The following is a 17,817-nucleotide window of genomic DNA, read 5'->3' as shown; positions in this document are numbered from 1 at the left end:
CGAGATTCATGCTATAGTTAAGCCACGGAGTCTGGTCGAATGCAAAAGGATGTTCATCCTGACCGTTAATTTCGCCATCTCCATTCCAGTCCAGGTATTTATAGTCTCCAGGTAATACATCACGTTCCTTATAAATCGGTAAGTCCAAATATCTTCCCAATTCTCAAATCTTCCAGCCGATTCATAACCAAATTGAATCCCTTGATATCTATTGTTGAAGTTGTCATTGCGCCAACGGTCATATGAGTTTTTATAGGGGCCATTTTGGACGGCGGTCAGGTATTTATTTCTGGTCACAGTCGCTATTGCTCGAACATTGTATGAGAAATCGTTGATTTTATTGCGGTGTTTCAGTTCCAATTCTAATCCCATATGGCGATCGCTATTGGCATTTTCCATGGGAGCCGTTGCACCAATCACAGTTGGAAATTCACTCGTGCGACGCTGAAATAGCCCCGATCGTGTGCGTTCAAAATAGTCCAATGTAAAACCAAACAGCCCATTCCATCCCTCGAAATCTAAACCAACATTGAATGTTTTCGCTTTATACCAAGTAATTGATTCATTGGCGATAGCTTTCCGACTTACGCCGGTGATATATTTATCACCAAAAATATATCCTGGTGCATATTGATTATTGTAGCCATTTTCAGCATTTCCGCTCATCGCAGGATAAACATAGCCGGGTACCCAACCAAAATCCCAAGAAGAGGATAAGTCATCCCCTAGCACACCATAGCTACCTCGAAATTTTAGTTGATTGACAAAGGAGAGCGCCTCAATAGATTTGAAAAATGGTTCCTCGGATATCCGCCATCCCAAAGAAGCCGAGGGAAAAATCCCCATTGATGCCCTTTGGCAAAACGGGAGGAGCCGTCATATCTAAATTGGAATTCGGCAATATATCTACCCGCAAAATCATAATTAACCCGCCCGAATAGGGCCGACTTCGCTTCGTTATAATAATCACTGATACCACCATACATGGAGGTCATTTGGCCATCTTCTACACCTGCGAGCAATTGGTCGGAACCAAAAGCAAGATTTTTCAGGCCATAGAAGTTATCGCCATCGTTCTTTTGTGATTCCCATCCCACAAGTCCCGATACTTTATGCTGATCGCCAAACGTACGATCGTAATTTAATATCAATTGACCTAAGACCTGTTGTTTATCAAAAACTCCCGTTTCATTTGATTTGGGCTACTCAAGTTATAGAGTTTCTGATCATATTTATTGGTCGTTTTATTCAAGGCATATTGATAATATTCCTTTCTGAACATGGAATTGTTATCTGCACGATAATCATAACCAATCAATGCCTTTGCGGAAAACCCTTGAAGAATCGGAGATAAATAACTCAGGTCATAATTCAATGCAGCTGAGGACTGAAAGGTTTTCTTTTTGAATTTGCGATAACCAGAAATATCCGCATCCATCATCGCCACGGTATTTTGCTCCAAATCTAGACCTTCATAATTTAACAAGGTATTTTCGGGATCTGCATACGCGGCAAACAACATCCCCTGTTTCCAATAGTTTCGAATAATGTCAACCGAACTTGTGTAGGGACTATTTTGCTGATCGGCCATGCCACTGATGTTCAAATCCAATTTCAATCCCTTGGCCAGTTCTGCTGAGATATTCGAACGCAAATTGTATTTATTGTAGTTGAGATCACCCGATTTAAAGAAGCCTTGTTGATAGGAATAACCACCACCAATATAGTACTGCACTTTATTGCTTCCACCCGAAAAACTAATGTCATGTTGTGTCTGTGGTGCATATTTTGAAAAGATCAATGAAGTCCAATCCGACGAGCGTCTTGTTCCATTTCTAAAATCTTCAAAGTCTTTTTCGGTATACACTGGACTTCCACCATTGATGTTGTTCATGGATTTCTCATTGTAGATCGTCATTGCACTGATCGCATCGGCCAATACAGGCATGCCAGAAGGCTTTTGAAAAGTATAGGAGCCATTATAGCTGACTGTGGTTTTCCTTCTTTTCCCTTTTTGTTGTGACCAACACGACACCATTTGCAGACCGCACGCCATAAATAGCCGCGGATGCATCTTTTAGACCGAAACCTCTTCAATATCGCTCGGGTTCAGGCGCTGAAAATCTTCGCTTGTACGTGGTACCCCATCGATCACAACTAACGGAGCTCCGAGACCACGGATATCGAAATTGGCACTATATGCTCCCGGTTCGGCGCTTTTCTGCCATACGCGAACACCAGGGATACGTCCCGCCAACATATTTTGTGGGTTTTCATTCTTCGTCTGCCTCATCTCCGTCCCCTTCACGGATGCAATAGCGCCCGTCAGCGACTGCTTCCGCTGCGTACCGTAACCGACGACAACAACGGTCTCCAATTGCGTATCATCGTTTTCCAGGATTACATTAATCGTGGTTTTCCCATCTGTAATCTCTTCCTTCGCACTAAAACCTAGCGATTTAAATAAAAGCTTCTTTCCTTCTGGAACTACGATCGTATAACTACCATCTGCACTGGTAGTGGTTTCCACACGTGTACCCGCATTCTGGACAAAACCGTTACCCCAGCGATAGGCTTATTGTTACTATCAAGTACTTTTCCGCTGACATTTTTCTGCTGCGCCCAACTCATGGACGGAATACCCAGCGCCATCAGCACAAGCAGTGTGCTAAGTCGCCGCCTTGATTTCCCTAAATCCTTTTTCATATTTATAATTTGGTTTTAAATAGTGATTAAGCTATCTGATGTATTTTTTAGGCTCGCAAGCCTGGTTTTATTGGTATTTTTTTGGTATCACAATTGTATACGTCGATCCTTTTACTTCATCTTGCTATTTTTCGATCTGGTATTGGGACAACATTGCATACTGTGCCGCATAAGTGAACATGAACATTCCCTCCAGGTTATTTTTGTCTTTGTCTATATGCCATCCACCAAGAAGATCTGGCGGCAATAAACCGGAACGTAAAAAATGGGCATATCCATAGTCCAAATTCTGCTGGAATGAGTCCATATAATGTCCAGCTTTGTCGAAGACAGGAGAAATCTGAAAAAATCCCCTTAGTAATACGCCGTTAAACCAATTGTTGAACCCATCGGAAGCATAGGTATAATGCGCTGGTACCTGTGAACCTAGTTTGGCAAAGTATTGAAAACTGGCATCGCTCAGCTTCTTTCCATCCTCCAAATAGACCTTAGATCGGGTCGCCCGGTACAGATCAGCGGCGCCAGAAATCATGGTTCCACTGTTATAGGAAAATGAGGTTCCAACGGCTTTCCTTAATTGGGTATTTTTGCGATACTTTATACCATTGACGATTTCATAGACAATACTGCAATCGGGATAACAGTCCCCATCATATCATCGTAAACACCTTTACTGTTCAATAAATGATCTTTTGCCAAGCATAAATCCTTTTAGCAAAATCCAAATAAAAATCAGCTTTTCGCAGCATTTTAGAACGACGCGACTGCTTATCTCCGGCATCAATATAGTTGTATGTGATCTGATCGTTCTTTTTCTTATAGATTTCATGTAGCCACACCAATGGACTGATCATGGGCGCATTGCTACAGGCATGTTTGGTCACGTAGCCCGGTCCCCAGGGAATTCCACCATTTTCATTGCCCTTATCATCTAGTGTGCAGTCCCACCCATCCAATACATAGGTGGTTAGGTATTCTGCCTCCTTTAAATAGCGCTCTTTTCCTGTCAGGTGATAGGCTTCAATCAGTTCCCGAATTAGCCACATTTGATCATCATAGACATTTAATACCCCAGTTACATTTGCTGCACCCTTTGCCTTTGCACGATCCACAGCATAAACCGTCCAGTCTTTGCTCTGTGTAAAAGAAATAAGATTAAATGTTCCTAAATAATAAGCGGCATTTTCGTGAAGCTGGACCAATAAATCCGCGTAACGCTTGTAATGTTTGTCAAATAGGTTATGATTTCCTCTTTCCTTTTGAGCTTTAAGTCCATGTAAGATTGCATTGACAGCCTCTATCGAAGCAGAGTACATCCACACACTTGCCTTTTCCTCCGAGCGCACCTCCGTATCGGGATTGTAGAAACGATGCATAGACTTTCCGTCTGCAGAGAAATAAACTTCCATTGACCGGTCCAAGAGCGCCATTGCACGTACTAGGTTTTGATCCTGCCGAGCCTGATCGCTTTTGATATTGTCAACGGAAAAAGAAATTTGAGTTTCAGCTTGAACTTGCCGCACCATCAGCATGGATACGGAAGCAACAAAAATAAATTGCAGCTTTTTAAAGACTTTCATAAGTAAGATTCCGATTTATAATTAGTTCGAATTTCTACCGAAAATATCGGGAGGAATTCTAACGCAAGGTAAAGTCGGTTGATTAATTTTTGGGTTAAAATTGGGTTAAAATGCAAAAATAAAACGATAACCCTCTATTTTATTTCCTCACCTCCCCTCATTTGGGAGGCCAATACAAACAGCAATTGTAACACAGCTTTTATTTTATTGAGCGCATTTTTTTGCATACTTTTAAGTCCTGTAAGATATTGATAAGGGATATACTAACCGTTACTATATTTCATAAAAAGCCGGCAGCTGACAAATTATTGTAAATAGGTCTTTGTCGATAACTATTGGTTTAAGTTTTTTGATTGCGCTATGCGACCCTGTATATTATATATTATTTTTTTGCTTTTAATTCCTCGACTTTCCCAATCCCAGGGTCTCAAATTTAGAGGTGGACATGAGCCTATAGACAAACGCAGCTCCTACGAGTTATTTGACAAAAGGGCAATTTCGTTTGAACAGGAGTTTACGCTAAAATTTCAACTATCCATTTATTCATCAAATTCTTTGGGCAATATTTTCCGTGTTAAGAATAAAGACAATAACACGGTTTACAATTTATTTTACGATGAGGAGGCCGGTAATTGTATTTTCCGTCTGAACGAAGAAGGTAAAAGCAGTCTAATCATCGCAAAAATAAATCAGCAACAATTATTCAAGGAGGAATGGATCACTATTCAGTTGACTTTCGACCTACATAAGCAATTATTTAAGCTTCAGATACAAAATCAGATTTTTCAATCACCAAAAGTGAAATTGCCATCTCAGTATAGTCCTCAAGTGATTTTTGGAAAAAGTGACTATCTGATCGATGTTCCGGCCATGTCTATCAAAAATGTGCAGATTGGGAATAAAGCTGAAACCTATCTATTCCCATTAAAAGAAAGCACAGGCACTGTCGTACATGATGAAAATGGGATTGCTTATGGCTCCACTACAAACCCAACCTGGCTCATTGTGGATTCTTACAAATGGAAAAATCTCTTTGCAAGCGGTTCCTTTTCACAAGCTGGTTCCAACTACAATCAACGGACCAAAGAGATTTATTATTTCAATCAGGATTCTATAACCATATACAACATAAAGACCAATCAGACAAAAAAACGGGCCTTTCAGAAACCATGTCCCGTAAAATTGGTTTTAGCAAACAATTTTATAGACGCTACGACAAATAAACTGTATGTCTATGAACTTTTCTATACCCAGCCTTATCAAGGCCCTACGGTAGCCAGCCTTGATCTGGAAACTTTCGAATGGAAGGTCGAAAGTGACGCCCTGATGAAGAAAGAATTAAATCATCACGGCTCTTTTTATGATGCACAACAGCGACAATTCTATATTTTCGGTGGCTATGGAAACATGGCCTATAGTGGGCAGTTTAACCGATATGATTTAGATTCTAGCAAATGGCAAACTGTTGAGGGATGGACAGGCGATAAAATTTTCCCACGCTATTTTCTTTCGGCTGGCCAAGGGAGCAATAATCGAATCGCTTATATCTTTGGAGGTATGGGAAATGAATCCGGGAGCATATTGTAGGCCGAAAATACCTCTATGATTTCTATCAGATAAATTTGGACACCAAGGAAATTACAAAAAAATGGGATGTTCTTTGGAAGGATAAGCATATCGTACCTGCCCGTGGTTTGGTGTTCCCCGATAGCAGCCACTTTTACGCCTTATGTTATCCGGAATATTTAACGAAGTCCAATATCCAATTGTATCGCTTTTCTGTCAAAGATGGAAGTTTTGATATCCTAGGAGACTCTGTTCCGATCTATTCAGATAAAATAAGTACACATGCTCAACTTTATTATGACCAACAATTAGGTAGACTTCTCGTTTTGGTCCAAGAATCAAAAGATGATATACAGTCAACGCTAAAAGTCTATTCCTTGAATATGATGCCGATAACCTCTAACGAATTAAATGCCGTTCCACTGTCTAGATCCAACCGCAAGGTATTCTTACTATTGTTGTTATCTACGATTTGCGGAGTTGGCCTCTATTTCTTTTGGCAGCGAGGTAAGCAAAAGCGAAAAATAGCAAGGGTAACTGAAAAAGAGTCCTTCAGGTTCCGCCGATAGCAGATACAGAAATCATACAAAAGACGAGTTTGTACGGGCAAATGCAATTTTCCTGTTTGGTGAGTTCCGTGCTTTTGACCGCAACAAACGTGATATCTCCCATTTGTTCAGTACAAAGCTGAAACAGGCATTTTGTCTTATCCTGTCTAACAGTGCTGGTATTAGTTCACCATATTTCAGTCAGATCATGTGGCCCGACAAATCAGAAGATAAGGTAAAGAACTCAAGAGGAGTCACGATCAATCATTTACGAAAAGTGCTGAGTGAGTTTGCTGGGATTGAGCTCGTCTACAAGCAGGGAAGATTCCTTATCGAACATAGCGCTGAATTTTATTGTGATTATGTAGATTACATCCAGTTGCTGGCAAACCCTTCGGCTGCTTATGAAAGTAGATTAATTCAGATCATTCAAAGGGAAAATTCTTACAGGGGTTGGATCTGCCAGTGTTTGATACATTGAAGACCGAGGTTGAACAAAATTTATTACCCATTTTACTGGCGGAACTTCATAAAACTGACATTGCACATCTGCATAAAAAAGCATTGAGATTGTGCATACGATATTCTTATTGGATCCACTAAATGAACAAGCATTATTTTCCGAAATGAAAGCGATGTTTGCTTTAAATCAGCATAATGAAGCCCGCATTAAATTTCAGCAATTTTGTCTCAACTATAGACAGCTGATGAACGAGGACTTCCCCTACAACCTGGATAAAATGATATAAATAAGCCCCACCATACGCTGCTGTATGATGGGGCTTGTATTATTATCGGCAAGAGATTTAGGCAACCAACTCCTCGCGATGACGTTTTACAAATTGTTTTTTGAGCAGATATAGTTTATAATGATCATATAAACCTATGATAAGCAAAACAAAACAAACCACATAAAATGTTTTATTAGACAAGTAATTAAAAGAGATTCCACTGAGTAGTCCTCCCATTACATAACTTGTGACAATGGTCAGTAACAGATGAAACTTATCCACCAAATCTTTATTGTTTCTATTGGCTTCTTTGGTGAACATGGATATTAGTATCGCTAGATCCGTCGTCAATCCGGTCAAATGTGTTGTTTTCACAACAGAATTGGATATACTTGCAGTAAGTCCATTTTGCAGACCCATCGCAAATAATAAGGCTCCAACCAATATTTCGGTTTCCTTAAGTGAATCTTCGTAGAAAACATCGAGATATATCCCGACAAACAAAATACTTAATATCTCCAGCACCAAGGGTATCGAATGGGTCAGGTATGCGCTAAACTTTCCCTTACCATGGATGATAATCAGATTGGAAAACATGCTTCCAATGAGAAACAACAGTATCCAAAACAAAACGACAGCTCCTTGATACCAATTCCCTTTCGCAATCTCCTGTGCAAAAACGGCATAATATCCTGTTACATTCGATGTAAAGGAAAAAAATACAATAACTGAAGCGACGTTGACCATACCGGCAGAAAATGCCGTTAGTCCTCCCAGTTTTATATTATCTTGAATTGTCCTATGATTGCTATATTTTCTTAGCATATTTTCCTTTCCTCCTTTGTTCAGCACGATACGTGCTATTCCCTTGGTCTGCATATCCAGATTGAGATGCAGGACCAGCTGATTTTTGTTCAGTTTCTGTATGACAAAACTTTCCACGAGTTCGTTATTTTTCGTAGCTCAAGGATATGTCCCCTTCCTTTCAAAAACCAGTTATACTGCTTATCCTTGTGGTGGGCCACAAAATTCTTTTGGCCCATTTTTTCAAAATGCCATAGGCCATCCTGTAATGGCGGCAAATGCGCGATGGCGGCATCTTTGATCCCTTCATGGATAATCGCCTGTTTTTTGAAGGTTGGCGATTTCTCCACCTTTTCAAAGTACCAGCCCTGTTCTTCCCACTCTCCTTCTAAAAGTCGTTCGGGGTTTTCATAAAGCATGACCATCGCTGATGCCCCAAAAAGCAACAATGCCAAAAAGACAAAGTTGAATCTTGCCAGTATTTTTCTTTTAATAGTTAACATCCCATTGTTTGTTAAAAAATAAATCCGCTAAGACATTTCCTCCTGTTTTGTGCGTTGCCGGTTTTTCAACAATGGCTACATGCCTACGTTTACTTTCGTTGAGGTCCAACAAAGCCTGTCCAACATCAAAAAAATGTCTTGTTCTTTTTCAAATTGATAATCTGTTGGAATCTTGACCTCGTCAATACGAGCTCCACTCAGATAATGATGTAAATAATTGGGATTATCAGTACCGATAATATCTGCATAGATATTCAGTTTACGGTTTTCGTATCGGTGGCAGATCATTTGGCAAGCTTTCAAAAAATCCTCTGACTGAAGGTCGTTGAGTTGATCCGCGAGTGTAATTCCTAGTAATTCGCTGATTGAGGTGCTACTTTTATTTCCATAAACTAAAATAATGTCAAGCTGCTCAGCCTTCGACTGCTCAATACTATGGATTACAAAAAAAGTGAATCAATTGTAAAATCACTTGGAATCAATATTCGTGTCGCTTTTGCCATACCCAATTATTTTTAACAAAGTTAATGGCCGCACATGGCAACAGAATGAAGCTAGAATTAGCTTTTCATTAGAATTTCAAGAGACTTATTAAAATGAGATTAAAAATAACTGGGAAATTAAAATGGGATTAAAATTTAGTTCCGGCTTTATAGTACAGTTCTGCTAACGCTTTCCGATAATCGGTAAAAAGTTTCTCCTGCTTTATCTTCATTTCTATCAGCTTATTTTCTCTGCTGTTGACAACAAATAATGTCGATTCCCCAAGTCTAAACTTATTCAACTCACCTTTGAGCAATAGTTCCTGATTGCTCACATTTACCGATTGAAGTTCAATTTGCTTGCTATACGCACTTAAATCGTTATATTTTCTCACGATGTCATTGTAAATATTTCGCTCTTCAATACGTCTTTCAAACTGCAGATGATCTTGTTTAATTCTTACTTCTCTTAATTTTCCACGCTCACTACGAATAAATAGCGGAAATGCAAATTCGAACCCCAATTTATAGTTATGCCATTTAAAATCATACTCTGGAGGGATAAAATTATTGAAACCATTACGACTTGAAATAAGTGTACCTGAAATGTTTAACTTTGGCTTGAGCATTTCCTTTCGATAACGTTCCTCAAAAACTAATTGCTGGCTTTTGCTAGCGAGTTTTACTAATTCGATGTGCAACTTTTGCGGAGTCAAGAAGCTCCAAAATCACCTTACTATCCGGCAAAATTGCCGTACTATCCGCTTTATAAGGCACTGCATGCTCAGGAAGCTCCACAGGAAGTTGCTGTGCATTCCATAAATGATTTGACAACACAATTTTTGCATTCTGAAGTTCGACTTCATACTTTGACAGTTCTATTCTCCTCTCTTGCACGACAACCGCTGCTTCGACTGAATCAATACGTGGTTTATCCCCCAATGCTGTCTGTTCACTGATCGCCTTAAATCTCTTATCGGCTAATTTTACGCCTTCCAACAAAAGTTCATATTGCTTATAGGCAAAATACCAATTCCAATAATCTGACAATGCTTGATACCAAATTGTATTTATCTGTTTAATCTTTTCTGCCTCGACATAACTTAACATGGCCTTCGCTTGCCGCAGGGTGTTTCTTCTACTGTCAATTATGAACCCTTGTCCCAGTGGAATAGTGATACCTACAGCAGATAATCCGTCATTGTTCGTCCTTGATTGAGGATTGCTGTAGCTTCCAACATTTCTATCATAAGCAATTTTTAGGTCAGCACCGGCCAGCCATAATGGGATTTTTAATTCATTGTTCCACTGATTATAATAACTGGTATTACCAAAATTTTTATTCTTAAAATTTGAATAAATAGTTGGATCAAATTTTCCTGCGGCTTGCACAACCTGGGCTTTAGCCGTTTCAGTCAATAGGTTTATTTGCTTAACAATGGGATGATTGGCCATTAAGAGCTCTTCCAGATCATCCGTCGTAAAATCTATTTTTAAGCGATCTTCCTTCTCTTGTGCGGATAGCTTATGAAAAAAACAACACACAAGGCGATAATGATAAAATTCAATTTATTCATATAATTACAATCACTTTTTCTTGTCTTCTTTCGGTTCACGTTCCAAACTTGGTGGAAATCCATTTAATTGTCTCCAGATCTCATACCATAAGGGGACTTTATTTAAAATGATTCGACCATAGGCGCCGGACCCCAGATTGAGCTGAGCTGGCCAGGGCTCGTCATCCTTCGGAACAGGATCTGTGGAACGGATCAAGATTCGAAATTGGCCATTCGTGCTACTCACTTTATCAATGACCGAAACTTTTCCGGCGAAAGTACCTACCGCTACTGAAGGCCAACCTGAAAATTGGATGGATGGCCAACCGTCAAATTGTATTCTAACGTCACTCTCCAGCAATATAAGAGGTACATCCATTGCATTTACATAAAGTTCTACAGCAAGTAGTGGCGTTTTGGGCTGGAGTGTTGCTACAGATTCTCCCTCTTTCATATTTTCGCCAATTCCTGCCTTAAAGGTTTTTACAATATAGCCATCCTGCGGAGCCGGACGATATAAAGACCACGTCTTATATCGATATTGGAAATCTCATTTCTTAATTTAGCAATATCGCCCTGTACAGAAGCCTTGGAGGAAAACGCTGAACTTAAATCGGATTGTGCCTTAGCCAACGATTCATTATATTTTGCCCGAATATTATTGAGTTCGATACGTGCATTGGATAATGCCTGTCTTGAGTTTAACAACTTATTTTCAGCACTGACTACCTTAGCCCGATCATTCTGTAAATTTAGGCGCCTGGTCTCGATATCTGTAAGGGAAAACAGCCCATCTTGATAACCTTCTTCGTAACGTTTTAGTCTTTTTCGCTTGTTTCAAAAAAACTCATTATTGCAATAACCTCAGCACTATCACTTTTTACAAAATTTTGAGCTTGTATGACCTTATTTTGTGCGGACTCCAACTGATAAGTCAGCCCTTCATTTAAGGCCTTAATTTGTTCTTCTGTTGCATTCATTTTTTGCTGTGCTGCAGATTCTCCACTTCGCTTTGCAAACAATTGCTCCTCTAATCGTAAAGGTAAATTAGGATCAAAGTAAGATTGTGATGTCTCGGATAAAACTAAAATTGTATCTCCTTTTTGACCTCTTGTCCTTCACTAACCGCCCAATGCTCTATGCGGCCTCCAATTTGATTTTGTATTGTTTGAGGTCTATCTTGTGGCCGTAAAGCAGTGACGGTACCTTTCCCCGGTATTGTCTGTCTCCAGGGCAGAAATAAGGCAAAAGCAAAAACCAGCCCTGATAGGACCAGGATACGACCCAATACAAGTGATCCCTTATCTTTTAAAAGAGCCTGAACTGAATGATGGGAAAGATCTCTCCAACTGACAGTTGTTTTGATAGGTTGTTCCTCCTTAGTCAACATAATAAGCTGCGCCCTCCTCTAACGCTAGATCTGTTACCGTACCTAACTTGACAACACCCGTCAACATATCAAAAATGGTATTTAAATTTGTCATTAGTTTTTCTATGGCATAACCAATTTGGACAATTACCACTTCGGCAGCGACAAACTGACCAAAAGTTATTTGTCGCTCAACAACAAAATAAGATCCCAGCAAAAGCATTATTCCAAACAATGCGGTCCGTAGCAGGACTGACCCAACAAAGAAGCGTTTTAGCACTTTAAAATGCTGATTCCTGGAATTCAGATATCTGCTTACAATAGCATCCGTAACTTGAGTAACTTCATTCATTTTAGCATCATTTCCTCGGTAGTGGTCGATATCCTCGGCAACCTGTTCCAGATAAGCAACAGTTGCATACTTATGTTCAGATTCATCAATACTAGTTTTCAGTCCGCGTTTATAATACAAAACAAGTATGATAGCCACAGCGATTATAACCACAAGTCCAAAGGCTAAAAATGCCGGATGATAAAAAGATAAGAGTACCACACTAAAGAATATGGTTACAACCGCAGCAATGATATCTATCAAAAGCTTAATAATACCCTTTTGAATAATGATCACATCAAAAAAACGGTTCACCAGTTCCACAAGGTTTTTCCCAATTAACTCTTTGGGTTTTATCCTCGGAAGGCGATAAGCAAATTCCATTGCTGATTTTAGAAAGATTTTCTGTTCTAGATATTCAACGAGTGCTAATTGCCCGATCAAGAGAGATCCTGCAACGATAACCCCAATAGAACAAAAGCAATTAAAATATAGGTGGAGCTATACATGGCACCATTGCTCAAAAAGTTAAAAATTGCTGTTATCCCAATGGGAATGGTTAAACTAAAAATACCTATAACGATCGCGTAAATAAAAATATAATTAATCGTCTTCCGTTCAGTATGCAGTAAATTGACCAAACGTTGTAAAGCTGATGGGCCGCCTTGTGTGTGAGCCATATAAATAGAAAATAGTTTGAAAGTATGCGGCGATAATTTCTTTAAATAATCAATGTAAAACTTACATTACCGAAATGGGATGAAGAACATGGTTCTTTAGTTTCCGTAATGCTTTCCCTACATCGAAAAAATCACGTGTTTTATTCTGATAGCTATAATTAGCTGGGATCTTGATTTCGTTTACACCCGCCCTCGCAGGTAATGTTGTAAATAACTGGCGTTGTCGGTTCTTATGATATCCGCATAAATAGTCAGCTTACGGTTCTTAAATCGTTGACATATTCTTTCGCATGCCTTCAAAAAGCATCAGATTGAAGTTCATCGAGTTGGTCTTCCACTCCAATAGCTATTAGTTCGCTCGCAGATGTGCTGCTTTTATTACCATAAGCAAGAATTACATCAACTTCTTCTGCTGATGACGATTCAATACTCTGTCTTACAAAATAGAGTGAATCAACGGTAAAATCACTTGGGATTAATATACGTGTCATTTTGGCCATACTTCTTTTGGACAAAAATAGTCGGCACAAATGGCAACGGAATGAAGCTGGAATTAGCTTTTCATTAGAATTTTAAGAGACTTATTAAAATGAGATTAAAAATAACAGGGGAATTAAAATGGGATTAAAACCGAATGTAGGTTGGCAATTCAATCTCTACAGTCGTGCCTTCCCCAACGACGGAATTGACCTTTAATGTCCCACCGTGGAGCTTTATTATATTTCTTGCTAAGGGCAGGCCAATGCCGTATCCATCTATTCCATTGGTATTGATGCCCGAAAATAAGGATCATAAATATATCCCAATTCTTTTGACGGGATCCCGATACCCTTATCTTTTATTAGGATAAACACTTTATTGTTTAAAGCACCCAGGGCGATATAAGCAGTCCTATTGGAAGAATACTTACAGGCATTACTAATGATATTGGATAATGCAAGCTGGAGTAAAATGGCATTTCCATTGACTTTGAGTCGCATGCTGTCATCGGGCAGCAAACTAAAATCTGTCGTAATTTTAAATTTATCATTGATAGCTTTAACAGTCAACTCGGCATCCATAACAATCTGGTCTATACGAACAGGATTAAATGTTGTCGAATTGCTCACAAAACCAGTGCGGGCCAACATCAAAAGCGCCTTGGTCTTTTTTTTCTAAATGCTCCGCAGATTCTATAATTTTACATAAGGTACGTTGGTATTCTTCCACTGTTCTTTCTTTGGACAGCGCTAAGTCAGCCTGCCCTATAATCGAAGTCAGGGGGTATTCAATTCGTGTGAAGCATTGCTGATAAAATTTTTCTGCGTTTCAAAAGAGGTTTCCAAACGTGTCAGCATGCTGTTGAATGTAAACGCTAGATCATGGAGCTCACCCTTATATTTTTTCTTCATCCAGGCGCTTGTCCAGATTTTCAGAGCCAATCTGCTGGACTTCCTTCATCATGGTCAGGATAGGTTTTAGAAATGAACGTTTCATAAAAACAGAAACCACCAAAATAAAAAGAATACCCAAAATCAGACTAATGATAAGCAGATTACGCAGATAGGCCAGGTGATGCGTATAGAAGTAATTTTCCGCCGATGCACCGACAATATAATGCTTATTGTTTTTTGAAAAATACTTTGTCGAATAGAATTGATGCCCTGCTTTAAAATTTGATGTTCCGGTCTTGTTGATTTTATCCCACAATTCAGAATAGAATCCCTGACTTTGAACAATTTTTCCATTCTTATCAAATTCAACCAAAAACTCATGCTGATTGTTCAGACTTTCTATAAAATCCAGACTCCATTGATCTGTTTGCGAAGCGGATTTACTATTGAGGAACTTTTCTGCTGCAATATTTCTTCGCAGATCCAGGCGTTTATAAAAATCGGTGAAAGCAAAGTTTGTGATGGAGTAAAAGATAAAGCCAACGAAACAGCTGACATATATAACTAATATTGCTATGAGATAGATGAGTTTCCTATTGTAATTATTCATTTTAACCTATTCAGTCTTCTTAATCTATTCAGTCTTCGATTTTTAACACGTAGCCCATTCCGATAACGGTATGAATGGCCTTTTGCTCGTTACCTTCTCGATCTTCTTCCGCAGGTAATTGACATATACATCAACGACATTTGATCCGATATCAAAATTAATTCCCCATATTTTATCCAATAACTCACTGCGCTCAAATACTTTCTTTGGGCTTTGGATAAATAATAAAAGTAAACGATACTCTGTACTGGTCAGGTTAAGTTCCTGACCTTCACAATAGGCAACTTTCTTGTAATCATCAATCGTTAGAAATCCATAACTGAATGTATCTTTTGGAGGCTGTGCTTCGCGTTGGGTCGCCTGAACAATGGATTGCTGTCTACGGATCAATGAACGTATTCTGGCTTTAAGTTCGATTAATTTAAATGGTTTAGAAAGATAGTCATCAGCGCCATTATCAAGACCAAGGACAACGTTTTCAGGGGTTCCGAGTGCCGTCAGCATCATAACAGGCAGATCGGTATAGCCCCAATGTCTGATCTGTTTGCAAATATCAAGTCCGTTGGTGCCGGGCAAAAGAATGTCCAAAAGAACAAGGGCTACATCTTGTTTGGCCAATAGTTGCTCAAGCCCTTCGGCACGCCCCAGATGAATGACCTTATAACCTTCCTCGCCCAATCCCTGTACGATCAAATCCGCAACGTCTTGCTCATCTTCAACCAGAATAATTTTTTGCTCCTCCATATGCATCATAATGTGTCTTTCCCGTTATCGCTCATCGCCAAACCATAAAAATACTGTTTTGATCCTACAGACACAAATCTCTGCCTAAGATAAACTCGGAGGTCACAATAGATACATCAAAAAAATGATTCTTTTCACCATTATCTCATGATAAACAGAAGTAAAAAACTGAAAAACTAGCTTAGCTCAAGCAATGAGGTGATAGCAGTGGTCTTGTAGTTTGTCTTATTTATGAATTGACCTCCTCGTTCTCTTTGTGTCGTTCACTGGCTGACTTATCTTCTGATACACCGCTTTTCCAATAAGAATAGGCATAAAGTTCCTCCCTCTTCCATGCAAGATCCTTGCGCAGGTAATTGCGTATCTCCCGAACGGTAGAATACTCTGCAGCAATGTAAGCAAAGCGATCTGTCTGAGGAAGAGACTTTATCTTCACCAGATCCGCCAGCAGACTACCTTCTTGTGGAGCATCATTATGCAACCAGATAAATTCAATATTCGCTTTCGTATATAATTTTTGTACGTCCTCCCGACCATTCACCTCAATGATGCAGGTTCCTTTTGCTGATGCTGGTAAATTTTCCAATATTGCACCTAATACCGGAAGTGCCGTTGCGTCCCCGCTAATAGATAGTTTTTGTCAGTGGAAATAATTCGGTCTTACCAGCTCTCATAAGGACACCCAATACATCCCCGGCTTAGATCCTATTGCCCAGGCAGAAGCTGGTCCTTCATCCCCATGTGCAACGAAATCTATCCAAATTTCATTACGTCGAAGATCTATCCCCGATGCGTATATGTACGTACCGTTGGCCGAATACTGTCATCCATGGGTTTCCATTGCCCCTTTTCAAAATCGAATTCCGGAAAATAGACTTTATTCAATCCCAAAGGGGGAATCAGAATCTTATTGTTAACACCGATGGTTGTGTCCGCGATTTCTGAGACAGCTTCTCCTGTCAGATAAATGCGGATATAATGTGGGGTCACATATTCTTTTCGACTCACAGTCAATTCTGCTTGTATAATTTTCGCTTCAGCTCTACCCATGGTTTTATAAAATTTAAGGATAAATGATCTATCAATTTTTTAATAGCTATTCTTAGCCCGCGTTATAGGTCGGGTAAACTAGCTGTATCTCTTTTTAATTTACTTGGTGGAAATCCGAATTTCCGTCTAAAAGCATCTGAAAAATGACGCTGATTTTTATACCCAATGGCATCAGAGACTTCACCAATGGTCATGTTTTTGTCTAAAATGAGTTTTTTGGCATGTTCCATTTTTGCATCATTCCAAAAACCGAAAACTGTCGTACCAAACAACTCCTTAAACCCCTTCTTTAATGTAAACTCATTTGTCCCGACCAGATGGGCCAGGTTGACAAGTGTATTGTTTGAATCCATATTATCCAGTAAAAATTCACGGACCGCATAGATTTTATCAACATCAGGCTTTCTGAGGGTCGTGTTCGAAACGCTGTTGTCGGCTAACTGCTCCAACTGAAGCAGCAATAACTCCATGATCTTGGCTTCGAGAAATATTTTTTAAACACCCCTTACGTTCACAATTTATGATACTATCAATAAGAGCATGCATTTCATGGGTAATTCTTCTATTAATATCTGTCAATAAGCCAGATTTTCCCTTTTCAATAATATTTCTGAAGTCATTAAACAAGATGGAATTATCGGGTAGAAATTTCTTAAAAAAATCTAGAGACAAATTTATCTCACATAACTGGAATTCTTCACGTTCCCATTGCATCTGGCCACAGATCGAATTGCCATAAAGGATATTGTGCTGGCAAGTTTCAAAATCTATGGTAGCGGCTAATGTCTCCCCAGCTGCCCGACTTCTACCCTTCAATGCAAAATGCATTTCGACCGTCTCAAAGTCACTTTCAAAACGAAATAGTATCCGTTCATACAGATTTGCATGACCAAAGCCAATATGAATTCCATCAAAAAGATCTCTTTGTAATAGCCATCACCAAATGGAGCGCCCAGCTGTGTGACACATTCCTGGATACCGGCATCGATTGAAAAGAAAGTCTGTGGATAGTTTTTTCCAACAATAAACTAGCCGAATCAATATCATAAAGTCTTAATCCCATTCCATATTTCTTCAAGTTTCAACTATTCCTTTTCACGGACTTTTTACTCCTCATTACATACCCAACAATGGCACTACACCTATTATCTTTGTCTAAATTACAAATTTATTTAGAATGATTC

33 protein-coding genes are annotated in these 17,817 nt (G+C 39.3%); 4 read left to right on the top strand and 29 right to left on the bottom strand.

Annotation, left to right across the window (positions count from 1 at the left end; translation table 11 throughout):
- Nucleotides 1-6 precede the first annotated feature (6 nt).
- From KUH03_RS34315 to KUH03_RS34285, 7 genes are all read right to left on the bottom strand, one after another.
- Complete coding sequence (locus KUH03_RS34315; RefSeq protein ID WP_257088917.1) at nucleotides 7-846, bottom strand: TonB-dependent receptor; 840 nt, start codon at nucleotides 844-846, stop codon at nucleotides 7-9.
- On the bottom strand, nucleotides 753-1,151 hold the full coding sequence (locus KUH03_RS34310; RefSeq protein ID WP_257088915.1) for a TonB-dependent receptor: 399 nt from the start codon (nucleotides 1,149-1,151) through the stop codon (nucleotides 753-755). The genes KUH03_RS34315 and KUH03_RS34310 overlap by 94 nt, the downstream gene beginning before the upstream one ends.
- Nucleotides 1,152-1,979: 828 nt before the next feature.
- The gene (locus KUH03_RS49625; protein ID WP_373564876.1) at nucleotides 1,980-2,051 is read right to left on the bottom strand and encodes a hypothetical protein; all 72 of its coding nucleotides are present in this window, start codon (nucleotides 2,049-2,051) and stop codon (nucleotides 1,980-1,982) included.
- A 26-nt stretch (nucleotides 2,052-2,077) separates the two neighbouring features.
- The gene (locus tag KUH03_RS34300) at nucleotides 2,078-2,530 is read right to left on the bottom strand and encodes a TonB-dependent receptor plug domain-containing protein (RefSeq protein WP_257088911.1); all 453 of its coding nucleotides are present in this window, start codon (nucleotides 2,528-2,530) and stop codon (nucleotides 2,078-2,080) included.
- Nucleotides 2,488-2,706 (bottom strand): carboxypeptidase-like regulatory domain-containing protein, encoded by a 219-nt coding sequence (locus tag KUH03_RS34295; protein WP_257088909.1) that lies wholly within the window; start codon nucleotides 2,704-2,706, stop codon nucleotides 2,488-2,490. The genes KUH03_RS34300 and KUH03_RS34295 overlap by 43 nt, the downstream gene beginning before the upstream one ends.
- A 124-nt stretch (nucleotides 2,707-2,830) precedes the next feature.
- Nucleotides 2,831-3,307: a glycoside hydrolase family 76 protein gene (locus KUH03_RS34290; protein WP_257097606.1), complete on the bottom strand. Its 477-nt coding sequence runs from the start codon at nucleotides 3,305-3,307 to the stop codon at nucleotides 2,831-2,833.
- Nucleotides 3,308-3,383: 76 nt separating this feature from the next.
- Nucleotides 3,384-4,286 (bottom strand): glycoside hydrolase family 76 protein, encoded by a 903-nt coding sequence (locus KUH03_RS34285; protein ID WP_257088907.1) that lies wholly within the window; start codon nucleotides 4,284-4,286, stop codon nucleotides 3,384-3,386.
- Nucleotides 4,287-4,676: 390 nt separating this feature from the next.
- Between KUH03_RS34285 and KUH03_RS34280 the strand changes: the two genes are divergently transcribed.
- From KUH03_RS34280 to KUH03_RS34265, 4 genes are all read left to right on the top strand, one after another.
- On the top strand, nucleotides 4,677-5,873 hold the full coding sequence (locus KUH03_RS34280; RefSeq protein ID WP_257088905.1) for a kelch repeat-containing protein: 1,197 nt from the start codon (nucleotides 4,677-4,679) through the stop codon (nucleotides 5,871-5,873).
- Nucleotides 5,874-5,908: 35 nt separating this feature from the next.
- Nucleotides 5,909-6,421, top strand: coding sequence for a hypothetical protein (locus tag KUH03_RS34275; protein ID WP_257088903.1), 513 nt, complete (start codon nucleotides 5,909-5,911; stop codon nucleotides 6,419-6,421).
- A 103-nt stretch (nucleotides 6,422-6,524) separates the two neighbouring features.
- Entirely contained in the window at nucleotides 6,525-6,881 is a 357-nt protein-coding gene (locus tag KUH03_RS34270) for a hypothetical protein (protein WP_257088901.1), read from the top strand.
- A gap of 91 nt (nucleotides 6,882-6,972) precedes the next feature.
- Entirely contained in the window at nucleotides 6,973-7,149 is a 177-nt protein-coding gene (locus KUH03_RS34265) for a hypothetical protein (protein ID WP_257088890.1), read from the top strand.
- A 57-nt stretch (nucleotides 7,150-7,206) separates the two neighbouring features.
- Here KUH03_RS34265 and KUH03_RS34260 read toward each other — a convergent pair whose 3' ends face one another.
- From KUH03_RS34260 to KUH03_RS34160, 22 genes are all read right to left on the bottom strand, one after another.
- Nucleotides 7,207-8,073, bottom strand: coding sequence for a YoaK family protein (locus KUH03_RS34260; RefSeq protein ID WP_257088888.1), 867 nt, complete (start codon nucleotides 8,071-8,073; stop codon nucleotides 7,207-7,209).
- Nucleotides 8,046-8,438 carry a hypothetical protein gene (locus KUH03_RS34255; RefSeq protein ID WP_257088886.1) on the bottom strand — a complete coding sequence of 131 codons (393 nt, stop codon included), beginning with the start codon at nucleotides 8,436-8,438 and terminating at the stop codon, nucleotides 8,046-8,048. Before KUH03_RS34255 ends, KUH03_RS34260 begins: the two co-directional genes overlap by 28 nt.
- Nucleotides 8,439-8,513: 75 nt before the next feature.
- Nucleotides 8,514-8,726, bottom strand: coding sequence for a hypothetical protein (locus KUH03_RS34250; protein WP_257088884.1), 213 nt, complete (start codon nucleotides 8,724-8,726; stop codon nucleotides 8,514-8,516).
- Nucleotides 8,727-9,069: 343 nt separating this feature from the next.
- A complete protein-coding gene (locus KUH03_RS34245; protein ID WP_257088882.1) occupies nucleotides 9,070-9,621 on the bottom strand; it encodes a TolC family protein in 552 nt (183 codons plus the stop codon).
- Nucleotides 9,593-10,465 (bottom strand): TolC family protein, encoded by an 873-nt coding sequence (locus KUH03_RS34240; RefSeq protein WP_257088880.1) that lies wholly within the window; start codon nucleotides 10,463-10,465, stop codon nucleotides 9,593-9,595. The genes KUH03_RS34245 and KUH03_RS34240 overlap by 29 nt, the downstream gene beginning before the upstream one ends.
- A gap of 42 nt (nucleotides 10,466-10,507) precedes the next feature.
- Nucleotides 10,508-10,930 (bottom strand): hypothetical protein, encoded by a 423-nt coding sequence (locus KUH03_RS34235; protein WP_257088878.1) that lies wholly within the window; start codon nucleotides 10,928-10,930, stop codon nucleotides 10,508-10,510.
- 29 nt (nucleotides 10,931-10,959) lie between these two features.
- Nucleotides 10,960-11,184 carry a hypothetical protein gene (locus KUH03_RS34230; RefSeq protein WP_257088876.1) on the bottom strand — a complete coding sequence of 75 codons (225 nt, stop codon included), beginning with the start codon at nucleotides 11,182-11,184 and terminating at the stop codon, nucleotides 10,960-10,962.
- Between the two features lie 110 nt (nucleotides 11,185-11,294).
- A complete protein-coding gene (locus KUH03_RS34225) occupies nucleotides 11,295-11,498 on the bottom strand; it encodes a hypothetical protein (RefSeq protein ID WP_257088874.1) in 204 nt (67 codons plus the stop codon).
- A 62-nt stretch (nucleotides 11,499-11,560) separates the two neighbouring features.
- Nucleotides 11,561-11,866, bottom strand: a complete 306-nt coding sequence (locus KUH03_RS34220; RefSeq protein WP_257088872.1) for a biotin/lipoyl-binding protein — start codon at nucleotides 11,864-11,866, stop codon at nucleotides 11,561-11,563.
- Nucleotides 11,856-12,620, bottom strand: a complete 765-nt coding sequence (locus KUH03_RS34215) for an ABC transporter transmembrane domain-containing protein (RefSeq protein ID WP_257088870.1) — start codon at nucleotides 12,618-12,620, stop codon at nucleotides 11,856-11,858. The genes KUH03_RS34220 and KUH03_RS34215 overlap by 11 nt, the downstream gene beginning before the upstream one ends.
- The gene (locus KUH03_RS34210) at nucleotides 12,617-12,856 is read right to left on the bottom strand and encodes a hypothetical protein (RefSeq protein WP_257088868.1); all 240 of its coding nucleotides are present in this window, start codon (nucleotides 12,854-12,856) and stop codon (nucleotides 12,617-12,619) included. Before KUH03_RS34210 ends, KUH03_RS34215 begins: the two co-directional genes overlap by 4 nt.
- 296 nt (nucleotides 12,857-13,152) lie before the next feature.
- On the bottom strand, nucleotides 13,153-13,356 hold the full coding sequence (locus tag KUH03_RS34205) for a hypothetical protein (protein WP_257088866.1): 204 nt from the start codon (nucleotides 13,354-13,356) through the stop codon (nucleotides 13,153-13,155).
- A gap of 124 nt (nucleotides 13,357-13,480) precedes the next feature.
- On the bottom strand, nucleotides 13,481-13,573 hold the full coding sequence (locus KUH03_RS49620; protein WP_373564875.1) for a hypothetical protein: 93 nt from the start codon (nucleotides 13,571-13,573) through the stop codon (nucleotides 13,481-13,483).
- A gap of 38 nt (nucleotides 13,574-13,611) precedes the next feature.
- The gene (locus KUH03_RS34200; RefSeq protein WP_257088864.1) at nucleotides 13,612-13,986 is read right to left on the bottom strand and encodes an ATP-binding protein; all 375 of its coding nucleotides are present in this window, start codon (nucleotides 13,984-13,986) and stop codon (nucleotides 13,612-13,614) included.
- A gap of 126 nt (nucleotides 13,987-14,112) precedes the next feature.
- Nucleotides 14,113-14,247: a hypothetical protein gene (locus KUH03_RS34195; protein ID WP_257088862.1), complete on the bottom strand. Its 135-nt coding sequence runs from the start codon at nucleotides 14,245-14,247 to the stop codon at nucleotides 14,113-14,115.
- The gene (locus tag KUH03_RS34190) at nucleotides 14,231-14,839 is read right to left on the bottom strand and encodes a hypothetical protein (protein WP_257088860.1); all 609 of its coding nucleotides are present in this window, start codon (nucleotides 14,837-14,839) and stop codon (nucleotides 14,231-14,233) included. The genes KUH03_RS34195 and KUH03_RS34190 overlap by 17 nt, the downstream gene beginning before the upstream one ends.
- 42 nt (nucleotides 14,840-14,881) lie before the next feature.
- Entirely contained in the window at nucleotides 14,882-15,592 is a 711-nt protein-coding gene (locus tag KUH03_RS34185; protein WP_257088858.1) for a response regulator transcription factor, read from the bottom strand.
- Nucleotides 15,593-15,812: 220 nt separating this feature from the next.
- A complete protein-coding gene (locus tag KUH03_RS34180; RefSeq protein ID WP_257088856.1) occupies nucleotides 15,813-16,169 on the bottom strand; it encodes a siderophore-interacting protein in 357 nt (118 codons plus the stop codon).
- Between the two features lie 84 nt (nucleotides 16,170-16,253).
- The gene (locus KUH03_RS34175; protein ID WP_257097604.1) at nucleotides 16,254-16,340 is read right to left on the bottom strand and encodes a siderophore-interacting protein; all 87 of its coding nucleotides are present in this window, start codon (nucleotides 16,338-16,340) and stop codon (nucleotides 16,254-16,256) included.
- 23 nt (nucleotides 16,341-16,363) lie between these two features.
- Entirely contained in the window at nucleotides 16,364-16,633 is a 270-nt protein-coding gene (locus KUH03_RS34170; RefSeq protein ID WP_257088854.1) for a siderophore-interacting protein, read from the bottom strand.
- Between the two features lie 62 nt (nucleotides 16,634-16,695).
- On the bottom strand, nucleotides 16,696-16,986 hold the full coding sequence (locus KUH03_RS34165) for an AraC family transcriptional regulator (RefSeq protein WP_257088852.1): 291 nt from the start codon (nucleotides 16,984-16,986) through the stop codon (nucleotides 16,696-16,698).
- Between the two features lie 43 nt (nucleotides 16,987-17,029).
- Nucleotides 17,030-17,461, bottom strand: a complete 432-nt coding sequence (locus KUH03_RS34160; protein WP_257088850.1) for a hypothetical protein — start codon at nucleotides 17,459-17,461, stop codon at nucleotides 17,030-17,032.
- Between the last annotated feature and the right edge of the window lie 356 nt (nucleotides 17,462-17,817).

Origin of the sequence: Sphingobacterium sp. E70 (assembly GCF_019285695.1) — a bacterium.
GTDB lineage: Bacteria > Bacteroidota > Bacteroidia > Sphingobacteriales > Sphingobacteriaceae > Sphingobacterium > Sphingobacterium detergens.
This window is presented reverse-complemented; position numbering and strand designations above follow the sequence as displayed.

What these genes read in the sequence shown, in the direction of transcription:
- KUH03_RS34315 (WP_257088917.1), bottom strand. Translation starts at nt 846, where the DNA reads ATGGGGATTTTTCCCTCGGCTTCTTTGGGATGGCGGATATCCGAGGAA.
- KUH03_RS34295 (WP_257088909.1), bottom strand. Translation starts at nt 2,706, where the DNA reads ATGAAAAAGGATTTAGGGAAATCAAGGCGGCGACTTAGCACACTGCTT.
- KUH03_RS34285 (WP_257088907.1), bottom strand. Translation starts at nt 4,286, where the DNA reads ATGAAAGTCTTTAAAAAGCTGCAATTTATTTTTGTTGCTTCCGTATCC.
- KUH03_RS34255 (WP_257088886.1), bottom strand. Translation starts at nt 8,438, where the DNA reads ATGTTAACTATTAAAAGAAAAATACTGGCAAGATTCAACTTTGTCTTT.
- KUH03_RS34250 (WP_257088884.1), bottom strand. Translation starts at nt 8,726, where the DNA reads ATGATCTGCCACCGATACGAAAACCGTAAACTGAATATCTATGCAGAT.
- KUH03_RS34235 (WP_257088878.1), bottom strand. Translation starts at nt 10,930, where the DNA reads ATGAAAGAGGGAGAATCTGTAGCAACACTCCAGCCCAAAACGCCACTA.
- KUH03_RS34220 (WP_257088872.1), bottom strand. Translation starts at nt 11,866, where the DNA reads ATGTTGACTAAGGAGGAACAACCTATCAAAACAACTGTCAGTTGGAGA.
- KUH03_RS34210 (WP_257088868.1), bottom strand. Translation starts at nt 12,856, where the DNA reads ATGGCTCACACACAAGGCGGCCCATCAGCTTTACAACGTTTGGTCAAT.
- KUH03_RS34205 (WP_257088866.1), bottom strand. Translation starts at nt 13,356, where the DNA reads ATGGCCAAAATGACACGTATATTAATCCCAAGTGATTTTACCGTTGAT.
- KUH03_RS34200 (WP_257088864.1), bottom strand. Translation starts at nt 13,986, where the DNA reads ATGTTGGCCCGCACTGGTTTTGTGAGCAATTCGACAACATTTAATCCT.
- KUH03_RS34195 (WP_257088862.1), bottom strand. Translation starts at nt 14,247, where the DNA reads ATGAAGAAAAAATATAAGGGTGAGCTCCATGATCTAGCGTTTACATTC.
- KUH03_RS34190 (WP_257088860.1), bottom strand. Translation starts at nt 14,839, where the DNA reads ATGAATAATTACAATAGGAAACTCATCTATCTCATAGCAATATTAGTT.
- KUH03_RS34185 (WP_257088858.1), bottom strand. Translation starts at nt 15,592, where the DNA reads ATGATGCATATGGAGGAGCAAAAAATTATTCTGGTTGAAGATGAGCAA.
- KUH03_RS34170 (WP_257088854.1), bottom strand. Translation starts at nt 16,633, where the DNA reads ATGGGTAGAGCTGAAGCGAAAATTATACAAGCAGAATTGACTGTGAGT.
- KUH03_RS34165 (WP_257088852.1), bottom strand. Translation starts at nt 16,986, where the DNA reads ATGGATTCAAACAATACACTTGTCAACCTGGCCCATCTGGTCGGGACA.
- KUH03_RS34160 (WP_257088850.1), bottom strand. Translation starts at nt 17,461, where the DNA reads ATGCATTTTGCATTGAAGGGTAGAAGTCGGGCAGCTGGGGAGACATTA.